General features: G+C 35.1%; 11 protein-coding genes. 4 read left to right on the forward strand and 7 right to left on the reverse strand.

The window, feature by feature from the left end:
- Positions 1-46 precede the first annotated feature (46 nt).
- Positions 47-325: a 2TM domain-containing protein gene (locus AAC601_RS00825; protein WP_303271904.1), complete on the forward strand. Its 279-nt coding sequence runs from the start codon at positions 47-49 to the stop codon at positions 323-325.
- Positions 326-388: 63 nt separating this feature from the next.
- A complete protein-coding gene (locus AAC601_RS00830; RefSeq protein ID WP_340152216.1) occupies positions 389-2,311 on the forward strand; it encodes a tetratricopeptide repeat-containing sensor histidine kinase in 1,923 nt (640 codons plus the stop codon).
- Between the two features lies 1 nt (position 2,312).
- On the opposite strand, the gene AAC601_RS00835 is transcribed toward AAC601_RS00830, so the two are convergent.
- The 4 genes from AAC601_RS00835 to AAC601_RS00850 all read right to left on the reverse strand — a co-directional run bounded on the left by AAC601_RS00835 (position 2,313) and on the right by AAC601_RS00850 (position 6,203).
- Entirely contained in the window at positions 2,313-3,659 is a 1,347-nt protein-coding gene (locus AAC601_RS00835) for an OprD family outer membrane porin (protein WP_340152217.1), read from the reverse strand.
- A gap of 71 nt (positions 3,660-3,730) precedes the next feature.
- Entirely contained in the window at positions 3,731-5,146 is a 1,416-nt protein-coding gene (locus AAC601_RS00840; RefSeq protein WP_340152218.1) for an MBL fold metallo-hydrolase, read from the reverse strand.
- Between the two features lie 121 nt (positions 5,147-5,267).
- A complete protein-coding gene (locus tag AAC601_RS00845; protein ID WP_303271908.1) occupies positions 5,268-5,897 on the reverse strand; it encodes a Crp/Fnr family transcriptional regulator in 630 nt (209 codons plus the stop codon).
- A complete protein-coding gene (locus AAC601_RS00850) occupies positions 5,898-6,203 on the reverse strand; it encodes a metalloregulator ArsR/SmtB family transcription factor (RefSeq protein ID WP_340152219.1) in 306 nt (101 codons plus the stop codon).
- 70 nt (positions 6,204-6,273) lie between these two features.
- Between AAC601_RS00850 and AAC601_RS00855 the strand changes: the two genes are divergently transcribed.
- Together AAC601_RS00855 and AAC601_RS00860 are read left to right on the forward strand one after the other, a co-directional pair.
- Positions 6,274-8,499: a heavy metal translocating P-type ATPase gene (locus AAC601_RS00855; RefSeq protein ID WP_340152220.1), complete on the forward strand. Its 2,226-nt coding sequence runs from the start codon at positions 6,274-6,276 to the stop codon at positions 8,497-8,499.
- Between the two features lie 119 nt (positions 8,500-8,618).
- Complete coding sequence (locus tag AAC601_RS00860) at positions 8,619-9,785, forward strand: hypothetical protein (RefSeq protein ID WP_340152221.1); 1,167 nt, start codon at positions 8,619-8,621, stop codon at positions 9,783-9,785.
- Here AAC601_RS00860 and AAC601_RS00865 read toward each other — a convergent pair.
- Genes AAC601_RS00865 through AAC601_RS00875 form a run of 3 tightly spaced genes read right to left on the reverse strand, consistent with a single transcriptional unit; the run spans position 9,777 to position 13,294 of the window.
- A complete protein-coding gene (locus tag AAC601_RS00865) occupies positions 9,777-10,001 on the reverse strand; it encodes a DUF2905 domain-containing protein (protein WP_303271912.1) in 225 nt (74 codons plus the stop codon). The genes AAC601_RS00860 and AAC601_RS00865 overlap by 9 nt on opposite strands.
- Positions 9,994-10,935 carry a DUF4249 domain-containing protein gene (locus AAC601_RS00870; protein WP_303271913.1) on the reverse strand — a complete coding sequence of 314 codons (942 nt, stop codon included), beginning with the start codon at positions 10,933-10,935 and terminating at the stop codon, positions 9,994-9,996. Before AAC601_RS00870 ends, AAC601_RS00865 begins: the two co-directional genes overlap by 8 nt.
- Positions 10,925-13,294 carry a TonB-dependent receptor gene (locus tag AAC601_RS00875; RefSeq protein ID WP_303271914.1) on the reverse strand — a complete coding sequence of 790 codons (2,370 nt, stop codon included), beginning with the start codon at positions 13,292-13,294 and terminating at the stop codon, positions 10,925-10,927. Before AAC601_RS00875 ends, AAC601_RS00870 begins: the two co-directional genes overlap by 11 nt.
- Between the last annotated feature and the right edge of the window lie 119 nt (positions 13,295-13,413).

Here is a 13,413-nt window from a genome sequence, read left to right on the forward strand (position 1 = left end):
TCAAAAATATTCATTTTATAAATGAAAAATTATTTAAATTAAACATATGGAAAATAGAGACGAAGAATTATGGAAATTAGCTGAGGCCAGAGTTGGTTTTAAACGTCATTTATCAACTTACCTTTCAGTAAATGTATTAGTGTGGTTGTTGTGGTATTTTACCGGCAGTTATGGTGCTAATTATGGTGACTTTTTTCTTCCATGGCCTGCTTGGATGACTTTTGGTTGGGGAATAGGAATTACATTACATTTTCTTGGCGTGTATGTAAATAATTCATATTACTCTGTTGATCGGGAGTATGAAAAATTAAAAAATAAAAAATAGTATAAATACCTATTGAATTTAATCACAATAGCTTAATTTGTAATTCTAATCTCTTGAGATGTTGTGATTTTATTATTAAACCTACTCCTACTAAATTTTAATCTAATTTTTGAGCAAGAGGTCAAAAATTACCATGACTTCATTGAAAAAGGTGATTCATGTTTTGCGGCCGAAAATTATCAGTGTGCAATTCAGTTTTATTCTAGCTTTGATGCTGATTCAGTAAAGTTTGATTCTGAGGAAGAAAGATTAAAGTATCATTTAAGTTTTTCAGATGCATTATACATTACAGGGGAATATCCGGTCGCATTGAAGAATTTCGAGATTTTGAAATCAATTGCTCTTGAAAACCAAGATCAGTTCTATCAAGGTAAGGCACAGATCGGGATTGCACACTCTCTATGGCGAATGACAGATAATGTAAGATCAATTGAAGAGATATTAGAAGGCATTCAGATTTTTGAAAAGCTACAGGATACATCACATTTAATTGCAGCATCTAATATTTTAGCCGGTATTTTTGTGAGTATTAAAAAATATGATGACGCTCGAGCCACGTATGAGAAAATGTTAGAATATGCGATTCAATCAAATGATTCCATATACATTGCATCGAATTTTGAGTATTTGGGAATAGTAGATTGCTTTCAGGGTAAATACAGGGATGCAATTACTAATTATGAAAAGTCATTAGCGATTAATGAAAAGGGAGATAATACATTCAGATTATCAATTACTCTTGGGAATCTTGCCGAACCTAAAATGGAACTCGGACAATATCAAGAAGCGTTACAACTCCTCTACAGGGCAGTGAAGATCCAGGAAAAACATCAATATAAATCTGTATTGATTTACACTTATTATACTTTAGGTCAAATTCATACCCTTACGCAGTCTTATGATAGTGGGCTGTATTATTATAATAAATCTTTGTTGATGATGGAGGAAACCTCAGAGACGCGTGAAAAAGAAAAGGTCTATAAATTAACAGCTGAAAATTATGCGGCTCAGGGATCTTATAGGAAGGCATATAAATATCATCAATTACATAGTGCCGAAAAGGATTCATTGATTGCGTCAGAGAGAACACGTCAATTAGAAGAAATAAATGCACGCTATGAAGTGGAAAGGAAAAATAGGGAAAATGAGGACTTGATATCTCAAAATACTAAGAAACAAAAAGAACTTACGGCTCAGAAAGACTTAATTCAATTACAGTACACTATCGGTATCTTGATCATTATTTTTCTTGTCATATCCTTGTTTTTGGCTATTCGATTATATAAGGCAAGTCAAACCCTTATCACTGCAAACAATAGTAAAGATAAATTATTTGGAATAATTGCTCATGATTTAAAAGGTCCAATTGGAAATATTGGAGCTATGATAAACCTACTGCAAATTGAAACTGACGAAAATAGAAAATCTAAGTATTTTAAGTATTTAACTCAGTCGATACAAAATATTTCAGTGCTTACTAATCAGTTATTGTCATGGACCTTTAGTAAGAAAGGTGATTTTGTTTTTAATATTAAACAAATTGCAGTACGAACTATTTTTGAAAGAACAATTGAGGTTTTTGATTATCAATTAGCAGAGAAAGATATAAAAGTTGTAAATGAAATTGATGAAGATTTCGCTGTGCTGGCAGATGAAAATGCTTTGTTGACCATATTTAGAAATCTAATTTCTAATGCAATTAAATTTACAAGGAAAGGCGGGGAGATTGATTTAGAAGCCAATAAGGCAGGTATTTTTATTGAAATCAGAATTTCTGATAGTGGAGTAGGAATGAGTCAAACTGCAATTCAAAAAGTATTAGAAGGGAAACATGTAGTAAGTAGTACAGGAACTGCAAATGAGCATGGAAGCGGACTAGGCTTTTCGATTGTAATTGAGTTTGTTAAAAAAATGAATGGTAAAATTGATATCCATAGTGACGGGAAATCAGGTACTTCGGTTATTTTGAAATTGAGGAAGGCATAAGTCAAAATTGATAATTTACCATGCATTGAGTATGAAGAATTGACTCAAATAAAAAGGAATCTTCTTCAAAGCCATCTGTAATAAAATAGGTATTCAGAAATCTCAACTTTAGTGCTTTCCAATTACCTTTGAAATGGGTTTGAATATCTAAACTTAATTGTGTCATTGAATTTTTAACCTTAGACTGCTCGAATAAACTATGCACAGCATAGAGTCCGAGATTCAGTGATTTCCAGTTATTAAAAGGCTGAACATCTAATTTTATCGCTCGACTATTAACTTCCTCCAGACCAATAATTCTGTGTCGGCTAATAAATGTATAAAAAGGCTCTGCTCCCCATTCTGACGGAAATTTCATTGCGTAGTCAGATATATTAGTAGTCTGATTGTAGGACAATTGCCATTTATCCTCCATCCATTTGATCTGACCAGATATTTTGTGAGTTTTGTGATCCTTTTCTACATAGTGATTTTCATTAATGGCGGTTTGAAAATAGTACTGAAGTCCAAGCTTGATTTTGCTTTCTTGATACTCTATTTGATTAAATGTTATAAAGCTAATGTTTTCAATGAGATATTGCCAGGAATGGAAACTGAGTTTTTCAGTTGGAATATAATGACCACCTGCAATGGCTATTCCCTTCGTATTTAAGTCGTAATGACTTGAATCTGGGTTTAGCAAGTGCTCATAAAGGTTTATACTTTCATTGATTTTAATCCATTCGGTAGTAGATCTGGGTGAAACTTTATTGAAGAAACCTCCATTGATCTCAAATCGGTGGCCTTCATTCCAGTCCAACCAGATTCCTTGAAATGCCGAAGGCTTCATCCTGGAATCTTGAGGGTTAACTAAGGGTGTATTCAAAAGCATCTTTCCTAATTTAACATAAGAGTCTTTATAGCGATATTTGATGAAAAGCTCCTCCAGTCGATCCAAATCATGTTTGTTTTTTGGATCTTCTAAATCAAATAATTGCCTTTCCCATCTTGGTGCATATGGGTTTTGATCTGAACCACTTAAATCAGTGGATAAAACATTGTAAGTATAGATTCCACCAATTCCCATTTGGAGTCCATGCCAATAGGCACTGTGGTAATAGATTCTTCCACCTAAACCAGAAGCACCACTGAAATTTTGGCTAGCTGGTCTGTAGGTTTGAATAGTATTGGAGCGAAATAAACCGCTTACATGTCCTTTCTTAAACCATTCATGAAAACTGTGGGCTTCATTGGGGTTGAATGAACCATGCTTGACAGAGTCTATGGATTCAAATTGTTGATCGTGGTTTTGAGCTGTAGTAGCATAAGGCAACAGCAATAAGAATATTATATATGAATATGTTTTCATATAAAAGAATTAAAAAAGAGGCTCGCATAAACTAAGAGAGCCTCCTTTTGCTAGTTAATTTAAAATTGAATTTACTTCAAAGTAGTGGGACAAACATAATCTGTTTTAGGAATATCTGTTTCGCTAATAGCTTTAAAACCACCAGCAATATCTACTAAATTATGAACACCTCTTGATTTCATGATAGATGCAGCAATCACTGAACGATATCCACCTGCACAATGCACATGATAAGTTTGATCTTTATCTAACTCATCGAAGTTATCATTGATATAATCTAAAGGAAAATTTTGTGCATCCTCCACGTGTTCAGATTGAAATTCAGACGGTTTTCTAACATCTAGAACTGTCAAATCTGATGATTTTAATTCTGATGCAAATTCTGTAGCAGGAATAGATTTAACACTATCAGTATCTTTTCCTGCTGATCTCCAAGCATTTACTCCACCCTTTAGATATCCTAATGTATTATCGTACCCCACTCTTGATAGACGGGTCACTATTTCTTCTTCTCGACCTTCTTCTGCAATGAATACAATAGGTTGCTGCAAATCAGGGATTAAAGCACCAACCCAAGGGGCAAAACTTCCGTCAATACCAATGAAAATGGAATTGGGTATATGTTCTTTTACAAATTCATTTTGATGACGAGTATCCAACACTAAAGCACCTTCATGATTTGCCATTGCTTCAAATGTTTCAACATCCAATCCCACATTTCCTTTTTCTAAGATCTTATCCAAACCAGAAGTATCAGCTGCTTTGTTCATGGCCACGTTTTGAGCAAAGTACTGTGGTGGAGGTAATAATCCGTCAGTTACTTCGGCAATAAACTCCTGTTTAGTCATATCTGCTCTTAAGGCATAATTCGTTTGCTTTTGATTACCTAACAGATCCGTAGTCTCCTTACTCATGTTTTTACCACAGGCAGAACCCGCTCCATGCGCAGGATATACAACTACGTCATCTGGCAATGTCATAATCTTATTTCTTAAGCTGTCGAACAGCATTCCTGCTAGGTCATCTTGAGTAATTTTACCCGCTTTTTGTGCTAAGTCCGGTCTTCCTACATCTCCTATAAACAAAGTATCACCACTGAAAATGGCTTTTTCTTTTCCTTCTTTGTCAATTAATAGGAAGGTAGAACTTTCTAATGTATGACCAGGAGTATGTAAAACCTTTATTTTTATGTCACCTATCTGGAAGAGCTCTCCATCTGTCGCCTCATGCATATCGAAGTCAGTTTTAGCTCCAGGACCATAAACAATTGTTGCCCCAGTTTTATTGGCTAAATCCACATGTCCTGAAACAAAATCAGCATGGAAGTGAGTTTCGAAAATATACTTAATTTTAGCGCCATCTTTATCTGCTTTTTCGATATAGGGAGCAGATTCCCTTAATGGATCAATTATAGCAGCCTCACCATTGCTCTCCATATAATAGGCGCCCTGTGCCAAACATCCTGTATAAATTTGTTCTATTTTCATAATTCTAAATTCTTTTCATTTTTTAACTTACCACAAATATACGGCAGTGTCCAAAGGTGGATTGTAACATGAGTTACTGACTTATAATAACTGCTCTAATTTGCCATCCTGAAAACAAGTTTTAAAGTATTTCAATATAATTTCTTCTTTGCTCAATCTTATCTTCCTTTTCCAACTTCTTTAATAGTCTAGAAACTACAACTCGGGAGGTGTTCAATTCATTTGCAATTTGCTGATGAGTTTTCTTAATTTCAAATGATCCGCTTGCAATTTTCTTATCTAAAAGATAATTGTAAAGTCTTTCATCTAATTTCATGAAAACCATACTGTCGATCGTCTGTAGTAATTCATCAAACCTTGTTTGGTAAGAATTGAAGACGAACCGTCTAAAGCTCCGATATTTTGTTATCCAATTGTCCAAATTGGAAACCGGCATCATCCATAGTTCGGAATCTTCTTCGGCCACTACGTGGAATGAACTTCTTTTTCCTTCTAAGCAACAAGTGATGGACATGGCGCATGTTTCCCCTCCCTCTAAATAGTATAAAAAGACTTCATTGCCATTGTCATCGTTTCGCATTACTCTTAGTAAACCAGACATCACTAAAGGCATTTCCTGTGCTTCATCATCTGGCGTGATGACGGTTTGACCTGTCTTAGCTTTCTTCAATCGACCGGATTTTAAGATTTCATCCTTTAACTCTGGTTCGAATGGCGTTCTTTCTAATACTTCTTTTATTTTATCATTCATTTATTTACAACAGTTTTCAATACAATTCATTAAATTCTCAATCTCTTTTTTGGCAGAAGAGTAGTAAATTTTTCTCCCTTCTCTTCTTGAACTCAAAACTGCAGCCTCTTTTAAAGCGGCTAAATGATGTGATAACAATGACTGTTCACAGTTCTCCAGCTCTTCACAAATTTCATTCACTGTCATTTCTCCTGTTTTTAATAGTAGCTGTACAATCCTCAATCTATTGTGATTGGCTACAGCTTTCAATATTTTAGCCATTTTGGCTAACTTTTCATCAGACTTTTGAACTTCCATGACTTTCATATCGTAATATATGAAAAATTGTTTATGTATTTTTTTAAAGATTTTTAAGTTCGTTAAGAAAAAGATTTAAATGACAGAAAAAGCTGAAGCCCAAATAATAAAAAAAACATTTCCAATAACTGGCATGAGCTGTGCGGCCTGTGCTTCCAGTGTGGGGTCTGCACTTAAAAGTACTAAAGGTGTTCAAGATGCAGATGTGAATTTTGCAACTCATACAGCTTGGGCTACTTTCAATCCTGATGAAGTTTCATTGGCGGATTTAAAATCTGCACTGCAAGGAGTAGGCTATGATGCCATTATGGAGGAAGACAATGTAGCCGAAAAGCAGGAAGAAGCTCAAATAGCTCAGTTTCTGGAAGTCAAAAGAAGCCTAATAGGATCCGCAATTCTCTCAATTCCGGTTTTTATTTTTGGTATGTTTTTCATGAGCTGGGAAATAGGCCAATATATTTCTTTACCATTATCAGCAGTAGTTCTTTTTTATTTTGGGGGTCATTTTTTCAAAGGTGCGTGGAAGCAAGCCCAACATGGCAAAGCTAATATGGATACTTTGGTGGCACTTAGTACTGGAATTGCATTTGCACTGAGTATTTTCAATACGTTTTATCCTGAATTTTGGCTTCAGAGGGGATTAGAGGCACATGTTTACTATGAAGCAGCTGTTGTCATCATTACTTTTATTTCTTTAGGAAAATATTTAGAAGAAAAAGCAAAGACTAATACTTCTTCGGCTTTGAAGAAACTGATTGGGCTGCAGCCGAAAACACTTATTGTTTTGATTAATGGAAGTGAGGAGGAAATACCCATCGGATCTGTAAAAGTAGGCTATGAAATTTTGGTAAAGCCTGGTGATAAAATTCCTGTTGACGGTACAGTTGAGAGTGGTGATTCTTATGTGAATGAAAGCATGATTACAGGTGAACCGGTTCCTGCGCAAAAATTATCTGGAGCAAAGGTTTTTGCGGGTACAATTAATCAAAAAGGAAGCTTTACTTTCAAAGCTGAGAAAGTTGGAGGAGATACTTTATTGGCTTCTATCATTGAAAGAGTAAAAGAAGCCCAAGGAAGTAAAGCCCCAGTTCAGAAATTGGTTGATAAAATTGCTGGTATTTTTGTACCTACTGTAATCGGAATAGCAATTCTAACCTTTGTTTTGTGGCAAATCTTTGGTGGAGAAAATTCCTTGACTCAAGGAATGCTATCTGCAATTACGGTGCTTGTAATTGCTTGTCCATGTGCGCTTGGCTTAGCAACTCCAACGGCTATTATGGTTGGTGTTGGAAAAGGAGCGGAAAATAATATGTTGATTCGAGATGCTGAGAGTTTGGAAAAAGCCTATCAGACAAATGCGATTATTTTGGATAAAACAGGAACGATTACAGAAGGCCAGCCTTCGGTGGTAAATGAAAAGTGGTTTTCTGAAGAAACTTCTTTGAGATCAATTTTATTTCATATTGAATCTAAAAGCGAGCATCCCTTGGCTGAGGCGGTTTTAAAACAATTAAAATCTGCTGAACTTTCAAAAATAAGTATTCAATCCTTTGCAAGTATTTCAGGTAGAGGCGTAAAAGCAAAATACGATGATCAAAATTATTTTGTAGGAAATTTTGCATGGATGCAAGAGCAAAACTTAAAAACCAGCGATGAAGTTTTGATTACTGCTGATGAATGGGAATCGAAAGGTCAAACCGTCATTTATTTTGCTGATGAAAAGCAAATATTGGCCATTATAGGTATAGCCGATAAAATCAAAGAAAATGCAAAATTAAGTATTGAGCAATTGCAAAATAGAGGCATGGAAGTTTATATGCTCACCGGGGATGCCGAAAAAACTGCACAAGCTGTAGCTAATGTTGTCGGAATAAAAAACGTAAAAGCCCACTTAATGCCTTCCGATAAATCTGACTTTGTAAAGGAATTGCAGGCTAAGGGAAAAGTAGTAGCCATGGTGGGTGATGGTATAAATGATTCTGAAGCTCTAGCTCAAGCAGATGTGAGTATCGCCATGGGCAAAGGTTCGGATATAGCCATTGACGTGGCTAAAATGACTTTAATAGGTTCGGATTTAGAAAATTTACCTAAAGCATTTCATCTATCTCAATTAACAATAAGAGGGATCAAGCAAAATTTATTTTGGGCTTTCATCTACAATATTATTGGAATTCCACTGGCTGCTGGTTTGTTATATCCATTCACCGGTTTCTTATTAAATCCAATGATCGCAGGGGCGGCCATGGCATTCAGTTCGGTCTCTGTAGTGTTGAATAGTTTGAGATTGAAAGGTATGAAACTTTAAGTTGTGAGAGTGATCAAATTAAGTTCTGAATATCAGTAATTTAAATTGGAAATAATGCTTACAATCGTTGTTAAATTGAATATTATCCCTATATTTACTTAACATCAATTATTTGAGCTATGAGGGTCTTATCGATATTTTTAGGTGTTTTTTTTATTAGTTACCATTCAATAATAGCCCAAGATCGAATAGTTTTCGATGACCGTGCAAACATAGTTAATTCTCAAGTTGAATATTTACTTTCTGAAAAGTTCAAGCAGAGTGATATATCGCTAAGCACTACAGTTGATATCAAAGAAAAATGCAATTATTATTTTGCTAAGATTTATAAAAATGGAAATCGAATAATCACAGAACTTTCAAATTGTGATGGTGAGCTTTTAGGATCGAAGTCTAATGGTGAAAATTTAGCATCTAGTACAGATGAAGAAAAAGCAATTGTTATCTATTATGCGGTATTAGATATTATTGAAAACCCAACGCAGCCCTCTCAGGAGTTATCAGAAAGTAATGAGGCAGGTAATGAAAATATAAATTCTGAGCACCATTCAAGATACTTTTTTGCCCCAACATCTTTCGGATTGAAGGAAAGAGAACTATACTACAATTCGATTTATTTTCTTTTACATGATATTCAATATGGCCTCTCAGATAATTTGTCAATAGGAATGGGAACTACCTTGTTTGGTTTTCCAGTGTATTTCACTGCCAAACTTTCTATTCCCCTTCAAGAAAAACATAGCGTAGCAATAGGCGATATGATGATTTTAGGTACCTATGGCACTAATTTTTTCGGAAATCTTGCGTTTGTAACCTACAGCTATGGCGATAGTCACAATAATTTGACAATTGGGGCAGGATATCTCACTGTAAACAATAATGATTTTACAGAAGCTAGTAGTGATTCCTTTGTAGGTAATTTTTCCGGTATAGTTCGAGGTGGACCATTTTTCTACTTTCTTACTGAGAATTATATTTTTAATGTTAGTAGTAGAGAGTATGTCTACCGAGAAACTATGCTCCCAAATGGCGATTACAGCTATGAAGAAGGAGAATATGATTTAAAAAGAACTTTATGGTATGGATTAACAGGGATTCGTTTTGTCAGGAAGAATAAGGAATTGGTAAGTTGGCAAATTGGTTTGACTCACGTTTTGGTTGCTCCTGGTGATATTCCTTCTCCGTATGATTCGCCTTCTTGGGATCCATATGGTTATAGAAACGAAAGAACCAGAATGATAGCTTTTCCTACCTTGTCCTATACTCGAAAATTTAAATTAGAATAAATTTCTAAATAATCGGATTAAAAGAGAGACCACCAAACTGGCCAATAGCATGGTGGTTATAGGAAAGTAAAGGCTGAAATTTTCTCTTTCTATTCTTATATCACCAGGCAATTTTCCAATCCATTGAAGCTTGTCCTGAAAGAAATAAATCATAATTCCAGCTAAAATTATCAAAGCACCAATTATTATTAGATATTTCCCTAATGAGTTATTCATTGATTTCTACATCTCCAAGTTCTTCTATTGCTATTTCAACAACAGTAGAAGTGGCTAAAATTCCATAACCATTTTTAACATTAGTGAATATTTGGGTGGGTTCTGTAAATGGGTCAGGATATCGATTGTTTTCCACACTTTTTAAGTATAAATATAAGGATTTACTGATTTTATGCATCTCTACCTTGTATTGAAAAATAGCATTGTAATGGCCGTTGACATAAATATCTTTTCTTAAATCATGGGAATTAAACCTAACAGTATATTCTTGTCCGTTAAATAGCTCGTCTTTTAGAACTTGTATGCTTCCAGTTCCATCTAAATATAATTCTTCGGTTTGTAAATCAGTGGCTTCTACGTATTCATAATATTCATTGTAGGTCGTATCCTCCTCGGGTTGGTCGGTATTCCATTCAGTGCTGATCGCTTTTAACCGGAAAAGGTAAAAATCTTCTGTGGAAGCATTATCATTGATAGTGATGTTTACTTCAGATCGTTTTTCACCTCCAAATTGGCTGTTTCTTTCAATTGAGTTGAATTCAAATTCGTAATCTTCATCCGTGATTTTACTTGCAGATTTCTCCGTAGCTGAAATTTCCTCAAATCCTTCTACTCTTGCAATAATTTTATATTCTGTATCAGGCTTAATTTTAATGTTTTTGTTTTGATAATATCCTGATTGAAAATATTCTAAGTATGCGATTTCCTGATCGTTTTCAAAAATAATGACCTCTGCATTATCGATATGGTCAGTTCCTCTTTTATCAAATATAAAGGTGGAACGATTGATTTCAACAAGTGGATGTCTATCAGTCTTTAGCCATGCATTCAATACCAACTTTGAATCGTTTTCATCAATCTTTAATTCAACTTCTTTTTCACAGGCAAGCAAAAGAGAAGCTGACAGGATAATTAGCTTAAGATTATTTTTCATTTGGTCTGAATTTAAAGTTGTAAGTAAAGGATGGTATTAATTGAAACAAGCTGATTTGGCTAAAAGATGTTTCCCCTATGCTGTTGTTGGATGTGGTGATGTAGAAGGGATTTTGCCTATTGTAAAGGTTATAAACGCTTATAGTCCAGCTTGAGCTTCCCCAGTCCTTTTCTTTGTGTCGTGTTATCCCGACATCCGCCCTGTGATATGCCGGCATTCTGTAAGCATTACGGTCACTATATTGATAAACATCGGAATATCCGTAATAACCCTCATTTTCTGATCTTGGATTCTCAGAAAGCTCTGATATTTTTGCTATTGGTAATGTTATTGAATTACCTGTTCCATATACCCATGTACCACTAATTTCCCATTTTTCGTTGAGCCTATAATTTGTGACTACACTTATATCGTGTCGCCTATCATATTTATAAGGGAATACTCGTCCAAAATTCAATTCATCAAATTGGCGATTATTGTAAGATAGAGTATAGCCGATCCAACCATTGAACTTACCTTCTTTTTTCCTAAATAAGAATTCAGCACCGTAACTCCAGCCGTCTCCAACTGCTACTTTATCTTCCCAGCTTTCTTCCAAATTCAGAAAGTTGGAACCCTCTTTATATTCAATCAGGTTGTTCATGTTTTTATAGTAGCCTTCAATTGACAAGTCATATTTCCCATCAGCAATTAAAGAGGACATTCCAATGGCAGTTTGCTGTGCAAATTGTGGTTTGATTTTATCTGTAACGGGCACCCATAAATCTGTCGGTAATCCAATTCCCGAATTCGTCAACAAATGAAGAAACTGAGCCATTTCAGCATAAGAAGCTTTAAAAGATAATTTATTGCTCACTAAATATCTTGCACTAATTCTGGGTTGGAAAGATGGGTAAAATTCTTCCCTCACTCGAAATGCTGAAGCATGTAGACCCGCATTTACTTTTAGCTTTTCAAAGGGTTCAAATTCATCTTCTATATAAACTGAAAACTCATTACCGTAAATTGGTTTCGTATCGGGTTGGTCAAAGTCTGCCTCAAAGTCTGCTTCAAAATTGAAAGCCTCGGGCTGGAAAATATGGTAAATGTAATTGGCACCAAATTTCAAGGAATGCCCGTTATTTAGATAATAATCAAAATCTAATTTTAAACCGTAATCCTGAATCCCTGAATTATATGATGCATAAAAATTTTCCTCAGTTTCATCATCAGCTGTGGCATAGCGTGAATAGCTTTCATTAAATAAGCTGAAGTTATATTGACTGTAGGTGGCAGTTGTATTTAAAAACAATTGATTTGAAAATAGATGGTTCCATCGGCCAGCAGTCGTGAAATTACCCCATTGAATTCCTGCTTCATCTTTATACTCATTGATGGAACCGCCATCATCATATTCGTATTCATCTCTGGCGTAGAATTTATCTTTGCCTGTATATGCACTAAGGTAAATACGGTCTTTGTCAGAGAATTTATAATTGGCCTTGGCATTAAAATCATGAAAGAAATATCCTAAATCTGCACCATCGGCATTTGCTCTTATTAAGGGTCTTGCTAAAATATCAATATAGGTTCTTCTACCAGAAAGGATAATTGAACCTTTATCTTTCTTGATGGGGCCTTCAACTGATAACCTAGATGAGATTAAGCCAATGCCGCCTTCCGCTTGCCAGTTTTTCATATTGCCATCTTTCATATTGATATCGATTACCGATGAAAGCCTACCTCCGTACCTTGCAGGAAACCCACCTTTTATCACTTCTACATTACTGATCGCATCAGCATTGAAAACAGAAAAAAATCCAAATAAATGAGAGGCATTATAAACGGGAACGCCATCGAGCAGAATCAAGTTTTGGTCAGGTCCACCTCCTCGAACATAAATGCCACTGCTTCCTTCCGAACCACTTTGAACACCAGGCATAAGCTGTATAGTTTTAAGAACATCTACCTCTCCTAATAATGCCGGAATGGCTTTAATGTCTTGAGCACTGATTTTCATACTGCTCATCTTAGTGAGTTCTAAATCTGGTCGGGTACCTTTGACCACCACCTCAGACAATTCATCAGAGAGTTCCAATTCAAAATTGATATTGGTATCCCCTTCTAATTTTATAGATTTTCTGATGGTTTGGTAGCCTACATAAGAAACTTCCAAAGTGGCAGTATCTCCACCTATGTTTAAGCTATAGAAGCCGTAAGTATTGCTGGCAGTTCCTTGTTTAGTGGCAGGTTGCCAAATATTGGCACCAATTAAATTTTCACCGGTTCGCGCATCTTTTATATAGCCGCTTATTCTGATTTGCGCAAGGGTAAGTTGACTAAAAACAAATAAAGTTATTAGCAATAGTAATTGTTTCATCAAATTTGGATTGGGTTGATAGTTCTATTTTTGGATACAAACGTAAGTCAAAGGATGGTATTATGAAAATAAATAATATAATTTTCCAGCATCTTATAAAATGTGTGTTTTTAAAAGTA

The sequence above is a fragment of the uncultured Marivirga sp. genome, from assembly GCF_963974845.1.
In the GTDB taxonomy this organism is placed as follows: Bacteria; Bacteroidota; Bacteroidia; order Cytophagales; family Cyclobacteriaceae; genus Marivirga; species Marivirga harenae.

Excerpts from the sequence above, each read along its gene's own strand:
- AAC601_RS00825 (WP_303271904.1), top strand. The coding sequence starts at position 47 with ATGGAAAATAGAGACGAAGAATTATGGAAATTAGCTGAGGCCAGAGTT.
- AAC601_RS00835 (WP_340152217.1), bottom strand. The coding sequence starts at position 3,659 with ATGAAAACATATTCATATATAATATTCTTATTGCTGTTGCCTTATGCT.
- AAC601_RS00840 (WP_340152218.1), bottom strand. The coding sequence starts at position 5,146 with ATGAAAATAGAACAAATTTATACAGGATGTTTGGCACAGGGCGCCTAT.
- AAC601_RS00845 (WP_303271908.1), bottom strand. The coding sequence starts at position 5,897 with ATGAATGATAAAATAAAAGAAGTATTAGAAAGAACGCCATTCGAACCA.
- AAC601_RS00850 (WP_340152219.1), bottom strand. The coding sequence starts at position 6,203 with ATGAAAGTCATGGAAGTTCAAAAGTCTGATGAAAAGTTAGCCAAAATG.
- AAC601_RS00855 (WP_340152220.1), top strand. The coding sequence starts at position 6,274 with ATGACAGAAAAAGCTGAAGCCCAAATAATAAAAAAAACATTTCCAATA.
- AAC601_RS00860 (WP_340152221.1), top strand. The coding sequence starts at position 8,619 with ATGAGGGTCTTATCGATATTTTTAGGTGTTTTTTTTATTAGTTACCAT.
- AAC601_RS00865 (WP_303271912.1), bottom strand. The coding sequence starts at position 10,001 with ATGAATAACTCATTAGGGAAATATCTAATAATAATTGGTGCTTTGATA.
- AAC601_RS00870 (WP_303271913.1), bottom strand. The coding sequence starts at position 10,935 with ATGAAAAATAATCTTAAGCTAATTATCCTGTCAGCTTCTCTTTTGCTT.
- AAC601_RS00875 (WP_303271914.1), bottom strand. The coding sequence starts at position 13,294 with ATGAAACAATTACTATTGCTAATAACTTTATTTGTTTTTAGTCAACTT.